Source organism: Agromyces ramosus (assembly GCF_004216665.1).
GTDB lineage: Bacteria > Actinomycetota > Actinomycetes > Actinomycetales > Microbacteriaceae > Agromyces > Agromyces ramosus.
The window spans coordinates 94,883-115,040 of sequence record NZ_SGWY01000002.1 but is presented as its reverse complement, the minus strand read 5'-3'; the positions used below and the strand labels follow the sequence as shown (position 1 = coordinate 115,040).

Sequence of the window (20,158 nt, the reverse complement as noted above, 5' to 3'; positions counted from 1 at the left end):
GTCCGCGGCGAGCCGGCCCGGCTACCCGACCGCGAAGTCGAGCTTCGCGTCGGCGACCGCGATGACCGACCACGTGCCGCCGTTCGCATCGGTGAACTCGTACGCCGGAACGACGAGCACGCTGCCGTCGGGCTGCCATTGGCTCGCGAGACCGAGGCGGGCGCCGACGAGCTCGACGTCGTTCACCGGCCAGGCGAGCGACGTGCCCGCTGCCGGTGCCGCGGGCGGCTGGGTCGGTGGCACCCACTCGGCGGTCGCATCGACCGCCTGCTCGCGGAACGCGATCGGCAGGTCGGTCATCGCCGCCCCGAACCGCGGGTCGGAGAGCCGCTCGAATGCCTCCTGCTCGCTCACCACGGGGTAGTCGCCGAGTGCCACGAGGTCGGCGAGCGCCCCGTACGCGCCGACCAACCCGTCACGCGTGATCTCGACGGTCCACGCCTGGTCGACGCGCTGTCCGTCGACGATCGGCCGCGCCTGGGCCGATCGCGTGACCGCGCCCTCGTACGTCTCGGAGGTGAACTCGAACGCGGCGGGGTCCCGGCCCGCCGACGCGAGGAGGGAACGCAGCGCGTCGACCGCCTCCTCCTCGCCGGGGAGGTCGCCGGTCGGCGGCTCGCAGCCCTCGACGCCGTCGGCGCACTGCCACGGATCGATCGTCGGGTCGGAGTAGGAGAAGCTCAGCGTTCCGTCGAGCGACACCCACAGGGACGCCGCGGTGCCGTCCTGAGGACCGACGGTCCACGCACCGTCCTTCAGCTCGGGGCTCCCCTGGACGCCGAGCGCGGTGGCGAGCGCGGCCACGGCGTCGGCGGTCGACGCCGCGCGCGCGTCGAATGCGTAGGCGAGCGCGGTGCCCTCCGACCTGGACAGCCCCGACGCGTGGAACTGGTTCCGGCCGAACCCGTACGGGTGCATGAGGTCGGTCGTGCCGGTTCCCGGCATCTTCATCCGCTCGGTCGCAGCGGCGTCGCCCTGCATCATGCCCTGCTCGGTCGGCGCTGCGCCGGATCCGCCCTGCAGCGAGATCGGCGGGGCGGCGCCGTCGGCCTGGTTCGTCGCTTCACCGGTGGTCGCCCCGACCCCGTAGCCGAGTGCGCCGACCACCACGAGCGACGCGGCGACGGCCGCGATCGGGAGCCAGCGCGGGCGCCGACGGGATCGCTCGGCCGTGAGATCGGCCGGCGCCGGCGCGGCCGGCAGCGCCGGGTCGGCCACCGGCGGTTCCGGCTCGGCCACCGTCTCCGCGGCCGCCCGGGCGACGACCTCGTCGGCGAACCCCGCATTCGGTTCGACGTCGGCGGCAGGATCCGCGGCGCGCAGCCGCTGCAGCGGATCGAGCTCCTGCTCGTGCTCGTGCCCGCGGTCGTCGTCCATGCTGGTCACCCTCCGTGACATCCGGTCTCACCCATGCCTGTGTCGCGCGCGGCCCGCACCTTGCACCGCACCCGGACTAGAACGACATCCGCTCGCCCCACGCCTCGCGGAGCCGCTTGCGAGCCCGCGAGAGCGCGGCATCCGCCCCCGAACGCGAGATGCCGAGCACCTCGGCGAGCTCGGCGCCGTCGAGGCCCTCCCAGGCGTGCAGGAGGAGGATGCGGCGGTCGCGTTCCCCGACGCTGTGGAGCGCGCCGCGGAGCTCGGCGTCGAACAGGGCGCTCAGTTCCGGGTCCTCGCGGATCCGGGGACCACCCGATTCCGGGACCTCGTCGACCGGCAGGTCGACGTGCTTCCGACGGTGGTTGGCGAGCGTGAAGCCCGCCGTGCGGTAGAGCCAGGGCAGCACCGCCTCGCGCGGCACGGCGGCGCGGCGCCGCCATGCGGTCGCGAACACGTCGGCCGCGAGGTCCTCGGCGTCCTGTCGCGGTCCGCGACGGGCGAAGTACCGCACCAGTGCGGTCGAGTGCTCGCGCACGACCTCGGTGAACCACGCGAGGTCGTCGCTCGTCGCGGGCGAGCCGGTGCCGTCGGGCATCGCCACCCCCTCGGTCGTGTCGGCGTCTGCGGCGGTGCTGGCGGTCCTCACGTACTGCCTGTGTCGCGTCTGCCGCGAGTCTTGCACGCGACGAGTCGATTCGACCGGATGCGGGCCCGGCATCACGAGGGCGGCCCGTGCGATCACCCCGGGGCTTCCCGCTCGACGAGCGCCGTGAAGTTGTCGAGTTCCTTCTGCGCCTCAGCAGGACTGAGGATGGCCCGCTCCACGAGCTTGCCGACCAGCGTGAGGCCTCGTCTCCATTGCGTCATGACGCGAAGCATGACGTCCGTGCCACCCGCTCGCTCGCTGAGCGATGAAGTGACCGCGAATCACAGGCCGAAGTAGGCGTCCGTTCTCGTCACCAGTTCTCCGCCCCTTTTGCAGCTGCTCCATCCCTGCCGTCACGGAAGCAATCTCCGACTCACGTACCCTGAAGCACGGCCGCGATTCGCGCGGGCCGACGAAGGGCTCCCCGTGAACATCACCCTGCTTCGACGTTTCGTCGCAGTCGCCGAGGAGTTGCACTTCCCGCGTGCCGCAGACGCCCTCGGCATCCCGCTCGCTTCGCTCTACTCGTCGATCGAGAAACTCGAGACCGAGCTCGGGCACCCACTCTTCACCCGCCACGGCGAAACCCAGCTGACCAAGGTCGGAATCCTCTTCCTCGACGAGGCCAGGAGGGAGATCGCCGCAGCGCCCGCTCCCGTCGAGAAACCCATGGCGAAGGCCGGCGGCAAGGCGAAAGCCTCGAAGGGCAAGGGCCGTGCTCCCATCGTGAAGGGGAAGCCGAAGCCGTACAAGAAACGCCAGGGGCGCTGACTCAGACGTTGAACCGGAACTCCACCACGTCGCCGTCCTGCATGACGTAGTCCTTGCCCTCCATGCGCGCCTTGCCCTTGGCGCGGGCCTCGGCGACCGAGCCGGTGGCGACGAGGTCGTCGAACGAGATGACCTCGGCCTTGATGAAGCCGCGCTCGAAGTCGGTGTGGATGACGCCCGCGGCCTGCGGGGCCTTCCAGCCCTGGTGGATCGTCCACGCGCGCGACTCCTTGGGGCCGGCGGTGAGGTAGGTCTGCAGGCCGAGCGTGTCGAAGCCGACGCGCGCGAGCTGGTCGAGCCCCGACTCATCCTGGCCCGTCGACGCGAGCAGCTCCGCGGCATCCTCCGGGTCGAGGTCGATGAGCTCGGACTCGATCTTGGCGTCGAGGAACACGGCCTCGGCGGGCGCGACGAGCGCGGCCAGCTCGGCCCGCTTCGCGGCATCCGTGAGCACCGCCTCGTCGACGTTGAAGACGTAGATGAAGGGCTTCGCGGTGAGCAGGCCGAGCTCCTTCACGGGCTCGAGGTCGACGGATGCCGCGCTGAGGGGCGTGCCCTTCTGCAGCACCTCCTGCGCCTCCTTCGCCGCGGCGAGCACCGACGGGTCGATCTTCCTTCCCTTGAGCTCCTTCTCGAAGCGCGGGATGGCGCGCTCGAGGGTCTCGAGATCGGCGAGGATCAGCTCGGTGTTGATGGTCTCCATGTCGGCCTTCGGGTCGACGGTGCCCTCGACGTGCACCACGTCGGAGTCCTCGAACCCGCGCACGACCTGCGCGATGGCGTCGGCCTCGCGGATGTTCGCGAGGAACTTGTTGCCGAGGCCCTCGCCCTCCGAGGCGCCGCGCACGATGCCGGCGATGTCGACGAAGGCGACCGTGGCGGGCAGGATGCGCTCGGACCCGAAGATGCCGGCGAGCGTGTCGAGTCGCGGGTCGGGCAGGTTCACCACGCCGATGTTCGGTTCGATCGTCGCGAAGGGGTAGTTCGCCGCGAGCACCTGGTTCTTGGTGAGGGCGTTGAACAGGGTGGACTTGCCGACGTTGGGCAGGCCGACGATGCCGATAGTGAGAGCCACGGGGGTCTATCGTACCGTCAGCCCGTTCGGGGCATCCGCCGAGCCGGCCTCCGACCGCCGCGTGCGCAGCGTGAGGTAGACCCCGGCGATCACGAGCGTCCCGCCGATGACGGCGGGCAGCTCGAGGGTCGCGCCGAACCCGAGCGCGATGATCACCGTGAACACGGGCAGCAGGTTGAGGAAGATGCCCGCCCGCGCCGGGCCGACCTTCGAGGCGCCGATGTTCCAGAGGGCGTAGCCGGCCATCGACGGGAAGATCACGATGTACGCCAGGCCGAGCGCGCCGCCCGACGACGACGGCAGCGAGACGCCAGTGACCGCGATGAGCGGCAGCATCGTGAGCACGGCGAGCACGGCCTGCACCGCAGTGGCGGTGATGGGCGGCGTCACGAGCCGCCGGGAGATGAGCGAGTACACCGTCCACGCCAGCACCGACCCGATCACGAGCAGGTCGCCGACGCCGAAGCCCTGCTCGACGAGCTGCCCGACGTCGCCGCCCGTGAGCACGACCGTGACGCCCACGAACGCGACGACCAGGCCGAGCACCTGCACGCGGTTCAGGCGCTCGTGCAGGAAGATCGCCGCGGCGAGCGCGATCGTGGCCGGGTTGATGGCGCTGATGACCGCCGCGTTGACGGCACCGGTGAGCCCGAGCGCGGCGTAGAGCAACAGGGTGTAGCCGGTGAGGCCGAGCAGCGACTGCAGCAGGTGCCACGTCCACTCGCGCACCGCCTCGCGCCAGTTCGGCCGCTCGATGAGCCACGCGATGCCGAGGAGGGGCAGGAACGCGAACGCCCACCGGAGGAACGTGAGCGAGATCGGCGTGATCTCGCGGGTGACCATCTCGCCGAAGACGTAGTTGCCGGCCCAGAACAGGTTGGCGAGCGCCAGGAAGAGGTACACCCGGCCGCGATCCACCGGTTCAGCGTACGTGCTGCGGCGGGGCGCCGACGAACCACGGGTGCCACGGATGGCCCGGGGGGCCCGCGGTGCCCCGGGGTGTCCCGCGGTGCCCCGGGGTCGATTCGGCGCGCCCGGTGCGGCGATTCCATCGCGACGCGCCCGGCGCGGCGATCCCCGTGCGACACGCCGCGCGGGCTCAGGGCGGTCCCTTCGCGGCATCCGGGACCGCACTGAACCCGGCGCGACTCGCTGGCGGGCGTCATCGCCGCGGTCGTATGCTGCGGCCAGAGGATGTTGAGCGTCGCTCGCGTTCGGGCGGGCGACGGTGGCACTCGAGGGGGAGGCGACCATGGTCGCCGGCTGCAACCGGGCGTATGGATGCCGCACGCGGAGGTCCGCGAGATGAAGCCGGGATCCGCGATCCTCGGTGCGCGCGGCGCGGTCCGCGTCATCGGTGCGATGGACGCCGTGGGCTGGGCGCCGCCGACGTCCGGACGGGAGCTCCTGCGCGCCGGACTCGTCGGCACGGGCGGCGGCACGCCGGTGCTGGCGCTCGTGGTGTCCGACGACGTCGACCCCCGGCGCGTCGTCGTGTTCGTGCTCCTCGGCGACCTCCTGTGCACGTTCCGTCCGAGCGGGGCCGAGCGGGACGCCCTCGGGGTCGAACTGCCCTTCCGCATCGGCGACCAGCGCGCGCTCGTCGTGATCGTCGAGTGCGAGACGGAGGCGGAGGCCGCGGAGCTCGAGCGGGCCTACGCGGCGGACCGGGAGAACCTGGAGGCGGCGGAGCCCGTGGCCGAGGCGCCCCGCGAGGCGGCGGAGCCGGTCGAGGCGGAGCCACCGCCCGGCGCAGCGCCCGCGCCACCCGTGACCCGCTCGGCGACCCCACCGCCTCGTCCACCGTCCCCGGCACTCCCACCGGAGGAGACGGCGGAGGAGGCAGCCGAGGAGGCGGCCGAGGCGCCGGCCGGGCAGCGCACCACGCTCGCCCACCTGCACGGCGAGATGCCCGAGCAGGTGCGGGTGGACATGCCCTTCCCGGTGCGCTTCGGACTGTCGCGACGACCGATCGCTCCCACCCCGGGTGCCGAGCACGACGCCACCGTGGCCCACATCGACGCCGCGCGCGACGTCACCGTGACGATCGTGCCGCGCGGCTTCCGCCTGGCGCCGGACACGCCGCGGACGGTCGGACTCAGGCTCCCGGCCGCCGACGACGAGGTGGCATGGCACGAGTTCGAGCTCACCGCCCCGCTCCCCGGGCGCGGCGAGGTGTCGCTCATCGTGCGGCAGGACGCCGACCTGCCGCTCGCGACGCTGCGACTGACGGCCGTCATCACCGACGACGCGACGCCCCGAGCCGGCGGGCCGCGTTCGGTCAGGGCACGGGTCACCCGGCCCGACCCCGAACTCGTGGCGCTGCCGAGCGTTCGCATCGATGAGGAGATCGTCGGTGACGACTCGACCCTGTTCATCCGGGCGAGCGTCGGCGGCGACGTCGCCGAGGACACGATGCCGCTTCCCCACAAGCAGCGCTTCGTGGCCAACCTGTACGACCGCGTCGCCGGGGTGCGCATCGAGCTCGCCGACCTCCGCGACGCCGACGAGCGCAGCGAGGCGGCGCTCCGGCGGCTCACCCAGATCGGTCGGTCCCTCGCCAGGTCGCTGCTGCCGTTGAACGTGCTCGACCTGCTGTGGCGGCACCGCGACGAGCTGGACGGGCTGCTGCTGCAGACCTCGGGCGAGATCGACCTGCCGTGGGAGATCGTGCACCTGGTTCCGCCGCCGGGCGAGGCCGACGACGACGAGGTGCGGTTCCTCAGCCGGAGCGGGATGACCCGGTGGGTGTACGACACGCCGCACCCCATCGAGATACCCGTCGCCATGGCGAACGTCCGGGTCGTCTGCCCGTCCTACGTCATCGACCGGCTCCGACTCACGCACACCGCCGAGGAGCGCGAGCTGCTCGAGACGGCGCTCGCGGCGCGGGTGATCCAGCCCGAGGACGCGGCGGGAGTCGGGGCGCTCATGCGCGAGGGGTTCGACCTGCTGCACTTCGCCGGCCACGGCACCTGGACCACGACCTCACCCCCGCTGCAGGAGCTGCTGCTCGCCGAGTACGACGACGACGAGACCACACCCGGCTGGCGGTACTCCGACGACGACCTGCGGGCGGACCGCCCCGACATCGGCTTCGCCGACGACGACGACGTCGGGCCGCTCGTGTTCCTCAACGCCTGCGACCTCGGGCGCCTGCCCTCGGGCGAGCGTTCGCTCGGCGGGTTCCCCGAGGCCTTCCTCCGCAGCGGCGCCGGCGCCTTCATCGGATGCTCCTGGGCCGTCGGCGACGACCCCGCCGCGAGCTTCGTGCGGGCCTTCTACCGTGCGGTGCTCGACGGCGCGTCGCTGGGCGAGGCCACGCGCACGGCGCGCGCGGCCGCCGCCGAGAGCGCCGACCTCTCCGACCTCGCCTTCGCGGTCTACGCGCACCCGCGTGCCCGCCTCCGCATCACCTGACCCTCACGTCCACCATGCACCTGCCACCAGCCGAGAGGACACGATCATGACCGGCATCCGCCCCCCGAGCCCTGCTCCCGAGGTCCGCACGGCCGCCCCGAGGGGAGGCGGACACGCGTTCACGAAGGACGAGCTCGCCGCGCTGCGCCCGCACGTCATCCTCCTCGACGACGGCGGGCTGTCCTCGACGGCCGTCGACGAGCCGCGGTCGGTCGAGGAGTTCACGACGACGGACGCCGACGTCGCGGCGATCTTCGAGACCCACCTGCCGGCGTTCGTCGCGGAACACGCTCCGGGACCCGTCCCGATCGTGATCTACGCCCACGGCGGCCTCGTCGACAAGCAGTCCGGCTTCGAGATCGCCCGGCAGCAGGTCGACTGGTGGAAGGAGAACGGCGTCTACCCCATCCACTTCGTCTGGCAGACGGCGTTCGGCACGGCGCTCTGGGATGCGCTCCGGCGCTGGACGACGGGTGGCCGGCGCGGATGGCTCGACGAGGCCAAGGACGGTTTCCTCGAAACGGCAGCCCGCCTGCTGGGCGGGGGCGGCATCTGGAACGACATGAAGGTCGATGCGGCCGCGGCATCCGTCGACGGGGGCGGCGGCGCGAGGTTCGCCGCCGCGCTCGGAGCGTGGATCGCCGCCCATCCCGATGAGGTCACCGTGCACGCGGTCGGCCACAGCGCGGGCTCGATCTTCCACTCGCACTTCATCCCGCGCGCGCTCGGGCAGGAGCGGCACCCGATCCCGAGCTTCGAGACGGTGAGCTTCCTCGCCCCCGCCGTGCGGGTCGACACGTTCAACGCGAAGCTGCTCGGGCCGGCGCGGTCGGGCGGCATCGGGCGCCTCGCGGTGTTCGACATGGACGACGACACCGAACGCGACGACAACTGCGCCCACATCTACAACAAGTCGCTGCTCTACCTGGTCTCGGCCTCGTTCGAACCGCAGAAGTCGACGCCGATCCTCGGGCTGGAGAAGCACCTCACGACGGATGCCGCGCTCGGGCCGTTCTTCACGAGTCCCCAGCGCCGAGCCGACCTCGTGCTCGCACCGCTCGACACCGGCGCGCGCTCGACGAGCACGGCGACCTCGCACGGCGGGTTCGACGATGACGCGCCGACGATGGAGAGCGTCGCGAAGCGCGTCTCGGGCAGGGCCACGGTGACGAGGTTCCCGGCCGGCGAGCGCGGACGCGAGGTGCACCCCTGGTCGGCGGTCGGCGACGCCGCCGCGCCGGCGCCCGCCCCCGCGAGCGGCTCACGGGAGGCCGGCTCGCCGGGCGGCGTCCGACGCGCCCTCTGCATCGGCATCGACCGGTACGTCGACGAGGGCGACCGCCTCCAGGGATGCGTCGCCGATGCGAAGGCGTGGGCGGCCGCGTTCCGCGAGCAGGGCTTCGACGTCACGGAGCTCATCGACGGCGACGCCACGCGCGACGGCATCCTGCGCGCGATCCTCGACCTCGTGAGCGAGTCCGCGCCGGGCGACGTGCTCGCCGTGCAGTACTCGGGCCACGGCACCTTCGTGCCCGACCTCGACGCCGACGAGGACGACGGCGACGTCGCGAGCGACGAAGCGCTCTGCCCGGTGGACTTCCGCGGGACGGGGCGCCTCGTGATCGACGACGACCTCGCCCGCATCTGGGACGTGATCCCCGACGGCGTGAGCCTGACCGCCTTCTTCGACAGCTGCCATTCAGGCTCCGCCAACCGCGCTCCGACCCCCCTGCCGCAGCGCACGGCGGGCAGCCGTCCCCGACTGGCCCCGCTCACCGACCGCGACCGCACGGCCTATCGCGCCGATCGCGGCGCCTCCGAGCCGGGCGGCGCGAGCGAGCTCCGGCAGGCGGCGATGAAGGCGGTGCTGGCTTCCGAGACGCCGCCGGTCGCGGTGCCGCGCAGCGCGGGCGTCCGCCGCGAGGTCCTGGTGAGCGCCTGCAAGGCGACCGAGGTGGCATGGGAGTCGAACGGGCAGGGCGACTTCACCCGCGCGGCACTGCCGCTCCTGACCTCCGGCGTCGGCACCGTTTCGAATCGCGCGTTCGTGCGATCGGTCGTCGAGATCCTCGGCCCGGGGCGCCGGCAGACGCCCGAGTACCACGGCGACGACTCGCTCGGTGCGCGGCCGCTGCTCACCCCGTCGACGGCCGCGCCGATCGGCGAGACCGGCCCCGCCGGAGACGGCAAGGCACCGGCGCCCCTCGACGACGACCGTCGCACCGCCGCGGTGGTCGCGATCCTGCGGGCGACGGCCGACCTCCTGGAGACGTGACCCCGGCGCGCGGTCACGCCAGGCGCGAGCGGAAGCAGCGCGTGACGTAGGGCACGGCGAGCTCCTCGGCGCCGGCCACGTCGGGATGCGTCCGGAGCAGGGTCTCGAGCGACGCGATCGTCGACGCCCGCTCCGAGGCCGACGCCGTGATGAAGTGACTCCGCGACCGCACGAGGTCGAGGAAGCGCTCGCGCGACATCCGCTCGCTCCACTCGACCGTGTGCTCCTCGATCTCGCCGAACGGCGGGCCGATCTTCACGTAGCCCTCGAACGTGGCGCTCGCGTCGTGGCGCTCGTGCATGATCTCGCCCGCCTCGCGCAGCCAGCCGACACCGGTGTCGCGGCTGTTCCACACGAGCCCGAGCACGCCGCCCGGCTTCAGCACGCGCGCGATCTCGGGCACGGCGCGATCGGGCTGGAACCAGTGCCACGCCTGGCCCGCGACCACCGCGTCGACCGAGTCGTCCTCGATGGGGATGTCCTCGGCCGTGCCGAGGATGCGCGGCACGCCCGGCACGGCCACCTCGAGCTCCTCGAGCATCTCCTCGACGGGGTCGACGGCGATGACGTCGCGGTCGAGCGCCACGAGCGCCTCGGTGAGCTTGCCCGTGCCGGCTCCCAGGTCGAGCACCCGCACGGCGTCGCCGACGAGCCACGCGATGGCCGAGACCGGGTAGCCGGGGCGGGCCTGGTGGTACACGGATGCCGCTGCACCGAACGAGCGGGCACTCCGCATCGTCGCGGGGTCGGAGGGGTCGACGACGAGGCCCTCGTCGGGCGCCCGGGTGCCGCCTGCCTCGTTCATGCCGTGATCGTCATGCGCTCGATGGACGCCCCGTCGGGCGCGAGCCGGAACGTGAACGTCGACGGGCCGTTGAACCCGCCGCCGCCGACGTCGGCGATCACGACGACCTCGCCGTCGCCCTGGCGCACGTCGGTCACCGAGAAGGTCTGCTGCACGCCGATCGACTCGCGACGGCTCCAGCCTGCGATCTCCTCGTGCCCTCGGAACTCGCGGCCCCAGTCGTCGATCACGCCGTCGGCAGCGAACGCCGCGACGAACCGCCCGAGATCGCCGCCGTTCGTGGCCGCGAACGCCTCCTCCACCGGTGCGGGCAGCTCGGTCATCCGGTCTCCTCACCTTCGCGGCGCGCTCGTCGGCAGGGGCGCTCCCGCAGCCATTCCACGCCCGCCCGAGCCATCCGTCAACCGTTCCCGGCCGATCGCCGACGCGCCCGGCGGCGCGCCCGGCCGTGTCGGAGCCGCGTGCGACGATGCTCGCGTGCCAGTGGACTTCACCGCGATCGACTTCGAAACCGCCAACCCGTCGAGCGCGTCGGCCTGCTCCGTGGGACTGGTGAAGGTGCGAGACGGCCGGGTCGTCGACCGCGTGCACTGGTACATCAGGCCGCCGTTCCCTCACAACGACTTCTCCGAGTGGAACATCCGCATCCACGGCATCACGCCCGAGATGGTGGCGGATGCGCCCGGCTGGGCCGAGCACCTTCCTGCCCTGCGCGAGTTCGCCGAGCGCGACGTGCTCGTCGCCCACAACGCGGGGTTCGACATGGCCGTGATCGCGAAGACCTCCGAGGCGGTGGGGCTCGAGGTTCCCGACTTCCGCTCCCTCTGCAGCCTGCAGGTCGCCCGCAAGACCTATCACCTCGACTCCTACCGCCTCCCGGTCGCGGCGATGGCGGCCGGCTTCGAGGACTTCTCGCACCACGACGCGCTCGCCGACGCCGAGGCGTGCGCCGCGATCATCGTGCATGCGGCGAAGCGGCACGAGGCCGAGGACGTCGATCGCCTCGCGCACATCACCCGCGTCCCGTTCGGCGCGATCGGTCCGGTCGCGACGCGGGAGCGCCGTGCCGAGCACGGGCCCATGGCGCTGCAGTAGCGACATCGCGCCGCCCACTGCGGCCCGGTCGGGCCGGGCGGGCCGCGGTGCCGTCGCCGTTGCGCCGGTTCGGCGCCCACTGCGCCGATCGAGGTGGCGCGTGGGCTGCGGAAGTGGCGCAACGCGCGGCGCCTCCCGAGCGATGTCGGATGCCGCTGCGACACTGACGTCATGGATCTCCTCGCACTCCTCGTGGGCCTCGTCATCGGCGCCGTCGTCGGCGGCCTGGTCGTCGCGGTCCTTTCGGCACGGCGTGCGGCCGTCGGTTCCGTCGGCGACGACCCGGCGCTCATCGAGGCGCGCCACCAGGCGCAGCTGGTCGAGGTCCGGGCGGCCGAGGCGGCCGCGATGGCCGAGCTGCGCGCGCAGGAGCAGGAGGCGCGCGCGCGCCTGCAGGCCGACCTCGCGTCGGCCGTGTCGACCGCAGAGGGCCTCGAGCACCAGATCGAGGAGCACCGGGCCCGCTACCGCGACCTGGTCGAGCAGCAGCGCAGCGACCAGGCGGAGCGTGAGGCGCGGGCGAAGCGCGAGAGCGCCGTGCTCGAAGCGCTGAGCCCGGTGCGCGAGACGCTGCAGACCATGCACGTGAAGGTCACCGAACTCGAGCGGCAGCGCAGTGAGCAGTACGGCTCGATCGCCCAGCAGCTGAAGCAGGCGCAGCTCTCCGATGCGGAGCTCCGTGCCACGACGGAGTCGCTCGCGTCGGCCCTGCGATCCAACAGCACTCGCGGGGTGTGGGGCGAGACCCAGCTGCGTCGCGTGGTCGAGGCGGCGGGGCTCACCCAGTACGTCGACTTCTACACGCAGCAGAGCATCGTGACCGACGCCGGCTCGGGCCGGCCCGACATGGTCGTGCGGCTCCCCGGCAGCAAGTCGATCCCGCTCGACGCGAAGGTGCCGCTCGAGCACTACCTCGAGGCGAGCCAGATCCCGTTCACGGCCACGGGCGAGGAGGGCGCGCGGCGCAAGGAGCTCATCGCACGGCACGTGCGGGCCGTGCGCAGTCACATCGACGCACTCGCCAAGAAGACCTACTGGGAGGGACTCGACGCGAGCCCCGAGTTCGTGATCGCCTTCATCCCGAGCGAGTCCCTGCTGTCATCGGCGCTCGAGGCCGATCCCTCACTGCTCGACTACGCGTTCGGCAAGCGGGTGGCGCTCGCCTCCCCGGTGAACCTCTGGGCCGTGCTCAAGACGGTCGCGTTCACCTGGCAGCAGCAGGCCGTGACCGACGAGGCGAAGAAGCTCTTCGATCTCGGCAACACCCTCTACCAGCGCATCGGCACACTCGCCGGCCATGCCGAGGGCCTCCGCAAGGCGATCGAGCGCACGGTCGACAGCTACAACAAGTTCGCGAACTCCCTCGAGTCACGCGTGCTCGTGACCGCCCGCCAGTTTCCCGGCATCGACGAGACCAAGGTCTCGCTGCTCGCGGCCCCCGCGGCGGTGCACGAGCAGCCCCGGCGACTCACGGCGCCCGAGGTCACTGAGGCGGTCGTCGCCGACGAGTTCGATGCGCGCCACGCCGACGGCGAATCCCTGCTCGAACTCGACCCGGAGATCCGCCGGCAGCTCGAGGTCGGCGAGGGCGCGACCGAATAGTCGTCCGGCGCGCCGCTCACCACCCGTGCGGCAGAGTCGTCGGGCGCCGCTCGACCACCCGTGCGCCGATCAGCCCTCGATGACGCTGATCACGTTCCCGGCGGGATCGCGGAACCACGCGATGTTCGGACCGGGGTTGGCGGACGAACTGCGCGCGATCCCGCGCTCGTCGGTGCCGAAGTCCTGATCGCCCGAGTAGATCTTGGTCTCGACGCCGGCGTCGTTGAGCTCGTCCACCGCACGGTCGATGTCGGGGACGACGAGATTCAGGATCGTGAACGTCGCCGGTTCGTGGTTGTCCTTCGGGTAGACGAAGACGTTCTGCCCCGATGGCAGGGTGACCTGCAGGTCGCCCATCGACCCGTCCTCGACACGAAGCCCGAGCTTCGTGCCGTAGAACGCGCGCGCGGCGGCGATGTCGTTCACGCTGAAACCGGGGAATGCATCCTTGATGGTGACCACGTCGGCCCCTTCCTGTCCGTAGTCGCCACGCTTCCACAGCCCCTCTGCGACGTCGAGGGGTTGCAGTGGGAAGGGCTCAGCCCGGCTCGGGGTCGACACGGGGCCGCAGGTCAGCCCGCGGGTGCTCCTCGTCGGCGGGTGGTTCGAATCCGGCGGCGACCTCGGCGCCGGTCACCGTCGTGGCATCCGCGAGTCCGTCGAGCGGATGCGCGAGCTCGTCCTCGCCGAGCCGGGCGATCGCGAGCGTCGCGAAGGCGAGGAACGGCGGCACGAGCCCCGCGATGAGGAACGCCGGCGCGAGCCCGATCGTCTCGCCGACGGGACCGGCCACGGCCATCGAGATCGGCATGAGCGCGAGCGAGACGAAGAAGTCGAGGCTCGAGACGCGTCCGAGCATCGACGGCGGCACTCGCCGCTGGAGCAGCGTGCCCCACACCACCTGGGCGCCGTCGAACAGCACGCCCACGATGAAGAGCGCGACCACCATGACCCACAGCCACGAGGTGAGCCCGATGATCGCGAGCGGGACGCACCCGACGCCCCACGCCAGGATCATGAGCGTGAGATAGCGCCGCGGGATCCGGAGCGACGCGACGGTGAGCGAGCCGACCGCCCCGCCCAGGCCGAACGCGCCGAGCGCGAGCGCGAACGCGCCGGCTCCCCCGCCGGTCTGGTCCTTCACGGCGAAGGGCAGCAGCACTTCGATCGGCCCCATGATGAGGAAGACGAGGATGATCGAGAACACGAGCGTCGCGAACAGCCACCGCGTTCGCAGCAGGTAGGCGAACCCGTCGCGCAGGTCGATGAACGACTGCCGGAGCGGATGCGCCACCACCTCGTCGGGATCGCGGCGCACGGGGGTCGTGCGCATCACCGCGAGCACCACGGCGGCGACCGCCTGCAGGCCCGCCACGACCGCGAACGCGAGCCACGGCGCCTGCACGGCGATGAGCGCGCTGGCGAGCGCGGGACCCGCCGCCTGCATCACCGCGGGCCGCAGGACACCCTCGATGCCGTTCGCCGCGAGCAGCTGCCCCGCCGGCAGGATGGCCGGCAGCCAGGCGGAGTACGCCGGGTAGAAGAAGCCGTCGGCGAGACCCAGCACGAACGAGAGCAGGGCGATGTGCCACACCTCGATCACCCCCGTGGCGGCGAGGACCGCCGCGACGGCGAACGCGAGCCCCCGCACGATCTCGACGGCGAAGAGGATGCGCCGCTGCGGGATGCGGTCGGCGGCCACCCCGCCGACCAGCACCGCCAGCACGAGCCCGAGGCTGGATCCGACGGCCACGTAGGAGAGGTCGATCGGCGAGCCGCCGAGTTCGACGACCTGCCACACCGCGGCGACGAGCCAGGCGCCCGCCGACAGCAGCGACGCCGCCAGGGCTGCGACGAGCAGCCGGTACTGGCCCGACGAGAACGGGCGCAGCGCGCGCGGCATCCGGGTCGCGTCGGTCATCGGTCCATTGTCGCGTGACCCGCGGACATCCGCCCGCGAGATCGGGTCAGCGGTCGGCTTCGTCGAGCCACTTCTCGACGAGGTGATCGGCGACGACGCGACGGATGGTGCCCGACCGGCCGCGGAGCACGATGCTCTCCGTCCGGATGATCGGGCCCTTCTTCCGCACGCCGTCGACGAGCTCGCCGTCGGTCACGCCGGTGGCCACGAAGAAGGTGTTGTCGCTGCGCACGAGGTCATCGAGCTCGTAGACGCGGTCGCAGTCGAGCCCGGCCGCCTCGCCGCGGGCGCGCTCCGCGTCGTCCTTGGGCGCGAGCTTGCCCTGCATGAAGCCGCCGAGCGCCTTGATGGCGCACGCCGTGGTGATGCCCTCGGGGCTGCCGCCGATGCCGACGCACATGTCGATGCGCGACTCGTACCGGGCCGCGTTGATGCCACCCGCCACGTCGCCGTCGCTGATCAGGCGGGTGCCGGCGCCGGCCTCGCGGATGTCGGCGATGAGCTGCTCGTGACGCGGCCGGTTGAGCACCGCCACGCGCAGCTCGCCCACCTCCTTGCCCTTCGCAGCGGCGAGCGCGCGCAGGTTCTCGCCGATCGGCTTGCGGATGTCGACGACGCCGATGCCAGAGGCATCCGTGACGATCTTGTCCATGTAGAAGACGGTCGACGCGTCGAGCATGGTGCCGCGATCGGCCACCGCGATCACCGACAGCGCGTTCTGGCGCCCGGCGGCGGTGAGCGACGTGCCGTCGATCGGGTCGACCGCGATGTCGCAGGCGGGGCCGCGGCCGTTGCCGACGCGCTCGCCGTTGAAGAGCATCGGCGCCTCGTCCTTCTCGCCCTCGCCGATGACCACGACGCCGTCGAAGTTCACGGTGCCGAGGAAGGCGCGCATCGCGTCGACCGCGGCCCCGTCGGCCGCCAGCTTGTCGCCGCGCCCGATCCACGGATACGAGCGGATGGCGGCCGCCTCGGTGGCCCGCACCAGCTCGAGCGCGATGTTGCGGTCGGGGTGCAGGTAGAGGGTTGACGTGTCGGTGCTCACCATCGAGGGTCCTCCCGGACGCTGTGTTCATCGGCCCCGGCGATCGGAGCAGGGTGCGGACGGGTGACGCCCGCATCCACCAGCCTAGGCATCGGGCGCGATCCGCGCCGTGGATTGCGGCTGAACGGCACCGAAAGAATCGAGGTTCTTAATCACGGCATCACACGGGGTCATCGGGCAGGCGGTCGGCCAGGGGCCCGGGCGACAGCGCGACGAGTGCCGTCGCGGCGGGAACGAGGGCGCACGGCGTGACCGGTGCGATCGCGACGAACGCCGGCGCGGCGCAGAGCTGCCCGAGATCGTGCACGCGGGTCGCGTCGAGGCCGGCCTCCGCCAGCCGGCGCGCCTCGGCCGGCGCCTGCGGCGCGAAGGCGGCCTGCATCACGCCGCCGTGCGCGCGCACGATGGCGGCCTCGATCACGCCCTCTGGCGCGCCGCCGATGCCGAGCAGCAGGTCGAGCGATCCCCCGGATGCCGCGGCGTGCACGACGCGCTCGATGTCGCCGTGCTCGAACACGTGCAGCGTCGCGCCGGCCCGCGCCACCGCCTCGGCGACACCCGCGTTGCGGGCGCGGGACTGCACCGCGACGCGGAGCTCCGAGACGCGCATCCCCCGCGCCGCGGCGAGCCGTTCGAGGTTCTGCGAGACGGGCGCGCGCAGCACCAGCCCGGCGTCGGGCCCGCCGTGCACGAGCTTGTCGAGGTAGTGCGCCGGCCCCACGTCGAGGAACGCCCCGCGCGGTGCGACCGCCAGGATCGACATGGCGCCGGGTCGCCCGGCCGCCGCGAGCCGCGTGCCGTCCACCGGGTCGACGACCAGGTCGACCGCCGGCCCTGTGCCCGAGCCGAACCGCTCACCGGGGTGCAGCATGGGCGCCTCGTCCTTCTCGCCCTCGCCGGCGACCACGCGCACGTCGGCGGGAGCCGCGGCCAGCGCGGTGCGCAACGCGTCCACGGCTGCCCCGTCGACGGCGTCGGAGTCGCCCGAGCCGACGAGCGGTCGAGCAGCGTCCGCCGCCGCGTGCACGGCGGCGACCAGCGCGGCCCGCAGCCCGGCGGGGAACTGCGCATCCGGGGTCGGCGGCGAGGCGAGGGATCGATCGGACACCCCGCCATCCTCCCGCATCGCGAGGTGGGCGCCCCGTCCGTCGACTCGTGAGCACTCCTCGCCACCTCGCTAGACTCGATGGCAAACCTGACGTCACCTCGAAGGAGCACCATGCCCATCGCAACCCCGGAGCAGTACGCCGAGATGCTCGACACCGCCAAGGCGAAGGGCTTCGCCTTCCCGGCGTTCAACGTCTCCTCCTCGCAGACGCTCAACGCGGTGCTGCAGGGGCTCACCGAGGCGGGCTCCGATGGCATCATCCAGGTCACCACGGGCGGCGCCGACTACTTCGCCGGCCACACGGTCAAGGCACGCGCCACCGGCGCGCTCGCGTTCGCCCGCTTCGCGCACGAGGTCGCGAAGTCGTACCCGATCACCGTCGCGCTGCACACCGACCACTGCCCCAAGAACGCGCTCGACGACTTCGTCTACCCGCTCATCGCCGCCTCCGAGGACGAGGTCAAGGCGGGTCGCAACCCGATCTTCCAGTCGCACATGTGGGACGGCTCAGCCGTGCCGCTCGACGAGAACCTCGAGATCGCCAAGCAGATCCTCCCGCGCATGAAGGCCATCAACGCCGTCCTCGAGGTCGAGATCGGCGTCGTCGGCGGCGAGGAGGACGGCGTCAGCCACGACATCAACGAGCACCTCTACACGACCCTCGACGACGCGATCGCCACGGTCGAGGCCCTCGGCCTCGGCGAGCAGGGCCGCTACATGGCCGCCCTCACCTTCGGCAACGTGCACGGCGTCTACGCGCCCGGCAACGTGAAGCTGAAGCCCGAGCTCCTCAAGGAGATCCAGGACGGCCTCGCGGCCAAGTACGGCCACGGCCCCAAGCCCCTCGACCTCGTCTTCCACGGCGGGTCGGGCTCGACCGACGAGGAGATCGCCACCGCGGTCGCCAACGGCGTCGTGAAGATGAACATCGACACCGACACGCAGTACGCGTTCACGCGCTCGGTCGCCGGCTACATGTTCTCGAACTTCGAGGGCGTCCTGAAGGTCGACGGCAGCGTCGGCAACAAGAAGCAGTACGACCCCCGCGCATGGGGCAAGGTCGCCGAGTCGGCGATGGCCGTGCGCGTCGGCGAGTCCACCCGGCAGCTCGGCTCCGCCGGACAGTCGATCAGCGCCTAGGTCCCGGATGCCGGATCAGCACGCCGCGGGGACCCCCGACGAGCCGGCCGAACGGCCGACGCCCGGGGTCTCCCCGGCCTCACCCCCACCGCGCGACGAGCGTCCGCGCCCGCAGTACGGCGAGTACGCGCCCGACGGCTGGACCTGGCAGCCGCCCCCCGGGGAGACCACGTCCGACCCCGCGCCGCAGATGGCCACGCCACGGGCAGCGCGGCCCGCACGACCGGTCGCCGCGGCATCCATCGACCGCAGCGCGCGCCCGGAGCGGCCCGCCGACCGCGTCGTCACGATCCTGCTGCTCGTCATCGGCGTGCTCGGCGTGTGGCTCGCGGTCGCCGTGCTGCAGGCGATGCCGCAGTCGATCCAGCTGCTGCACACGCAGGAGGGCATCGAGCCCTACACGCCCGGCCCCGAGATCCCCGCACTCATCCTCACCGGCTCGATCGTCCAGATCGTCATCTGGGTGGTCGCGGCGATCGGATCGGTCGCGCTCATGCGCGCGCGCCGCCCCTCCTTCTGGCTGCCGCTCGCGGCCGGCGTCATCGCGGCGATCGCCCTGTTCGTGTTCACCGCCATCGCGCTCAGCGGCGATCCCGCCTTGATCGAGCAGCTCACCGCGACGCGCACCTGACCGCGGCGACGCGGCCGGACGCCGCGCGCACCGATCGCCCGGCGGTGGAACCCGCCGGGCGATCGTCGTCGGGTCAGCGGGCCGTGCGACCGCCGAGCGCGCGGGCGTCGCGGTTGCCGGCGAGGTCGCGGCGCAGCTCCTTCGGGAGCGAGAACATCAGGTCCTCCTCCGCCGTCTTCACCTCGGCGACGTCACCGTATCCGGCATCGGACAGGGCGTCGAGCAGTTCCTTCACCAGCTCCTCGGGCACGGATGCCCCGCTCGTCACGCCCACCGTCTCGACGCCGTCGAGCCACTCCTGCCTGACCTCGCTCGCGTAGTCCACGCGGTAGGCGGCCTTCGCGCCGTACTCGAGTGCGACCTCGACCAGGCGCACGCTGTTGGAGCTGTTCGCCGAGCCGACCACGATCACGAGGTCGGCGTCCTGCGCGACCTTCTTGATGGCGACCTGGCGGTTCTGGGTGGCGTAGCAGATGTCGTCGCTGGGCGGGTCCTGCAGCTTCGGGAACCGCTCGCGCAGGCGCCGCACCGTCTCCATCGTCTCGTCGACCGAGAGCGTCGTCTGCGAGAGCCACACCACCTTGTCGGGGTCGCGCACCTCGATGTTCGGCACGTCGTCTGGGCTGTTCACGATCGTGACGTGGTCGGGTGCCTCACCGGCGGTGCCCTCGACCTCCTCGTGGCCCTCGTGGCCGATGAGCAGGATCTCGAAGTCGTCGCGCGCGAAGCGCACCGCCTCGCGGTGCACCTTGGTGACCAGCGGGCACGTGGCGTCGATCGCGTGCAGGCCCCGGTCGGCGGCCGAGTTCACGACCGCGGGCGACACGCCGTGCGCGCTGAAGACGACGTGCGAGCCCTCCGGCACCTCGTCGACCTCCTCGACGAAGATCGCGCCCTGCTGCTCGAGCTCGGTGACGACGTGGATGTTGTGCACGATCTGCTTGCGCACGTAGACCGGCGCGCCGTAGTGCTCGAGCGCCTTCTCGACCGCGATCACCGCGCGGTCGACGCCGGCGCAGTAGCCGCGCGGCGCGGCGAGCAGCACCCGCTTGTGTCCGGGGACGGGGATATCCTTGAGCCGGCCGCGAACACCCGGGACCCTGGGCATACCGAGGCCGATTCGCGGGGCATCCGTCGTACTCGTCACGATGTCCATCCTACGCGGGCGATGCTGAGCGATCGGCTGACGGGAATCGGGCCGGGGCTCACCGGGTGGGTCGACCGGGATGGACCGGCGGGAACGG

Annotated in this window: 19 protein-coding genes; 7 read left to right on the top strand and 12 right to left on the bottom strand. The window is 72.3% G+C overall.

What is annotated here, in order from left to right; translation table 11 throughout:
• Positions 1–21 precede the first annotated feature (21 nt).
• From EV187_RS07085 to EV187_RS18860, 3 genes are all read right to left on the bottom strand, one after another.
• Positions 22–1,377 (bottom strand): hypothetical protein, encoded by a 1,356-nt coding sequence (locus EV187_RS07085; RefSeq protein ID WP_165391130.1) that lies wholly within the window; start codon positions 1,375–1,377, stop codon positions 22–24.
• Between the two features lie 76 nt (positions 1,378–1,453).
• Positions 1,454–1,975 carry an RNA polymerase sigma factor gene (locus EV187_RS07075; protein WP_130353224.1) on the bottom strand — a complete coding sequence of 174 codons (522 nt, stop codon included), beginning with the start codon at positions 1,973–1,975 and terminating at the stop codon, positions 1,454–1,456.
• A gap of 143 nt (positions 1,976–2,118) precedes the next feature.
• A complete protein-coding gene (locus EV187_RS18860) occupies positions 2,119–2,247 on the bottom strand; it encodes a hypothetical protein (protein ID WP_278038942.1) in 129 nt (42 codons plus the stop codon).
• 205 nt (positions 2,248–2,452) lie between these two features.
• Between EV187_RS18860 and EV187_RS07070 the strand changes: the two genes are divergently transcribed.
• On the top strand, positions 2,453–2,797 hold the full coding sequence (locus tag EV187_RS07070; protein ID WP_130352390.1) for a LysR family transcriptional regulator: 345 nt from the start codon (positions 2,453–2,455) through the stop codon (positions 2,795–2,797).
• Position 2,798: 1 nt separating this feature from the next.
• Here the strand turns inward: EV187_RS07070 and ychF are convergent, their stop codons facing one another.
• Together ychF and EV187_RS07060 are read right to left on the bottom strand one after the other, a co-directional pair.
• Positions 2,799–3,872 (bottom strand): redox-regulated ATPase YchF, encoded by a 1,074-nt coding sequence (ychF, locus tag EV187_RS07065; RefSeq protein WP_130352389.1) that lies wholly within the window; start codon positions 3,870–3,872, stop codon positions 2,799–2,801.
• A gap of 6 nt (positions 3,873–3,878) precedes the next feature.
• Complete coding sequence (locus EV187_RS07060) at positions 3,879–4,790, bottom strand: DMT family transporter (protein ID WP_165391129.1); 912 nt, start codon at positions 4,788–4,790, stop codon at positions 3,879–3,881.
• A 387-nt stretch (positions 4,791–5,177) separates the two neighbouring features.
• Here EV187_RS07060 and EV187_RS07055 point away from each other — a divergent pair, with 387 nt between their 5' ends.
• Both EV187_RS07055 and EV187_RS07050 read left to right on the top strand, forming a co-directional pair.
• The gene (locus EV187_RS07055) at positions 5,178–7,292 is read left to right on the top strand and encodes a DUF7363 domain-containing protein (protein WP_130352387.1); all 2,115 of its coding nucleotides are present in this window, start codon (positions 5,178–5,180) and stop codon (positions 7,290–7,292) included.
• 46 nt (positions 7,293–7,338) lie between these two features.
• A complete protein-coding gene (locus EV187_RS07050; RefSeq protein WP_130352386.1) occupies positions 7,339–9,567 on the top strand; it encodes a caspase family protein in 2,229 nt (742 codons plus the stop codon).
• Positions 9,568–9,580: 13 nt separating this feature from the next.
• On the opposite strand, the gene EV187_RS07045 is transcribed toward EV187_RS07050, so the two are convergent.
• Complete coding sequence (locus EV187_RS07045) at positions 9,581–10,372, bottom strand: class I SAM-dependent methyltransferase (protein WP_130352385.1); 792 nt, start codon at positions 10,370–10,372, stop codon at positions 9,581–9,583.
• A complete protein-coding gene (locus EV187_RS07040; protein WP_130352384.1) occupies positions 10,369–10,695 on the bottom strand; it encodes a nuclear transport factor 2 family protein in 327 nt (108 codons plus the stop codon). The genes EV187_RS07045 and EV187_RS07040 overlap by 4 nt, the downstream gene beginning before the upstream one ends.
• A 154-nt stretch (positions 10,696–10,849) precedes the next feature.
• Between EV187_RS07040 and EV187_RS07035 the strand changes: the two genes are divergently transcribed.
• Together EV187_RS07035 and EV187_RS07030 are read left to right on the top strand one after the other, a co-directional pair.
• Positions 10,850–11,467: a 3'-5' exonuclease gene (locus EV187_RS07035; protein ID WP_130352383.1), complete on the top strand. Its 618-nt coding sequence runs from the start codon at positions 10,850–10,852 to the stop codon at positions 11,465–11,467.
• A gap of 171 nt (positions 11,468–11,638) precedes the next feature.
• Complete coding sequence (locus tag EV187_RS07030; RefSeq protein WP_130352382.1) at positions 11,639–13,069, top strand: DNA recombination protein RmuC; 1,431 nt, start codon at positions 11,639–11,641, stop codon at positions 13,067–13,069.
• Positions 13,070–13,138: 69 nt separating this feature from the next.
• On the opposite strand, the gene EV187_RS07025 is transcribed toward EV187_RS07030, so the two are convergent.
• The 4 genes from EV187_RS07025 to EV187_RS07010 form a co-directional block, all read right to left on the bottom strand.
• A complete protein-coding gene (locus EV187_RS07025; protein ID WP_130352381.1) occupies positions 13,139–13,531 on the bottom strand; it encodes a VOC family protein in 393 nt (130 codons plus the stop codon).
• A 76-nt stretch (positions 13,532–13,607) separates the two neighbouring features.
• Complete coding sequence (locus tag EV187_RS07020) at positions 13,608–14,990, bottom strand: MFS transporter (RefSeq protein ID WP_130352380.1); 1,383 nt, start codon at positions 14,988–14,990, stop codon at positions 13,608–13,610.
• Positions 14,991–15,036: 46 nt separating this feature from the next.
• The gene (gene glpX / locus EV187_RS07015; RefSeq protein ID WP_130352379.1) at positions 15,037–16,038 is read right to left on the bottom strand and encodes a class II fructose-bisphosphatase; all 1,002 of its coding nucleotides are present in this window, start codon (positions 16,036–16,038) and stop codon (positions 15,037–15,039) included.
• 157 nt (positions 16,039–16,195) lie between these two features.
• Entirely contained in the window at positions 16,196–17,143 is a 948-nt protein-coding gene (locus EV187_RS07010; protein ID WP_165391128.1) for a fructose-bisphosphatase class II, read from the bottom strand.
• A gap of 111 nt (positions 17,144–17,254) precedes the next feature.
• Between EV187_RS07010 and fbaA the strand changes: the two genes are divergently transcribed.
• Positions 17,255–18,283, top strand: a complete 1,029-nt coding sequence (fbaA, locus tag EV187_RS07005) for a class II fructose-bisphosphate aldolase (protein ID WP_130352377.1) — start codon at positions 17,255–17,257, stop codon at positions 18,281–18,283.
• A gap of 7 nt (positions 18,284–18,290) precedes the next feature.
• Positions 18,291–18,914 (top strand): DUF6264 family protein, encoded by a 624-nt coding sequence (locus EV187_RS07000; protein WP_130352376.1) that lies wholly within the window; start codon positions 18,291–18,293, stop codon positions 18,912–18,914.
• Positions 18,915–18,987: 73 nt separating this feature from the next.
• On the opposite strand, the gene EV187_RS06995 is transcribed toward EV187_RS07000, so the two are convergent.
• Positions 18,988–20,022, bottom strand: coding sequence for a 4-hydroxy-3-methylbut-2-enyl diphosphate reductase (locus EV187_RS06995; protein WP_130353223.1), 1,035 nt, complete (start codon positions 20,020–20,022; stop codon positions 18,988–18,990).
• Between the last annotated feature and the right edge of the window lie 136 nt (positions 20,023–20,158).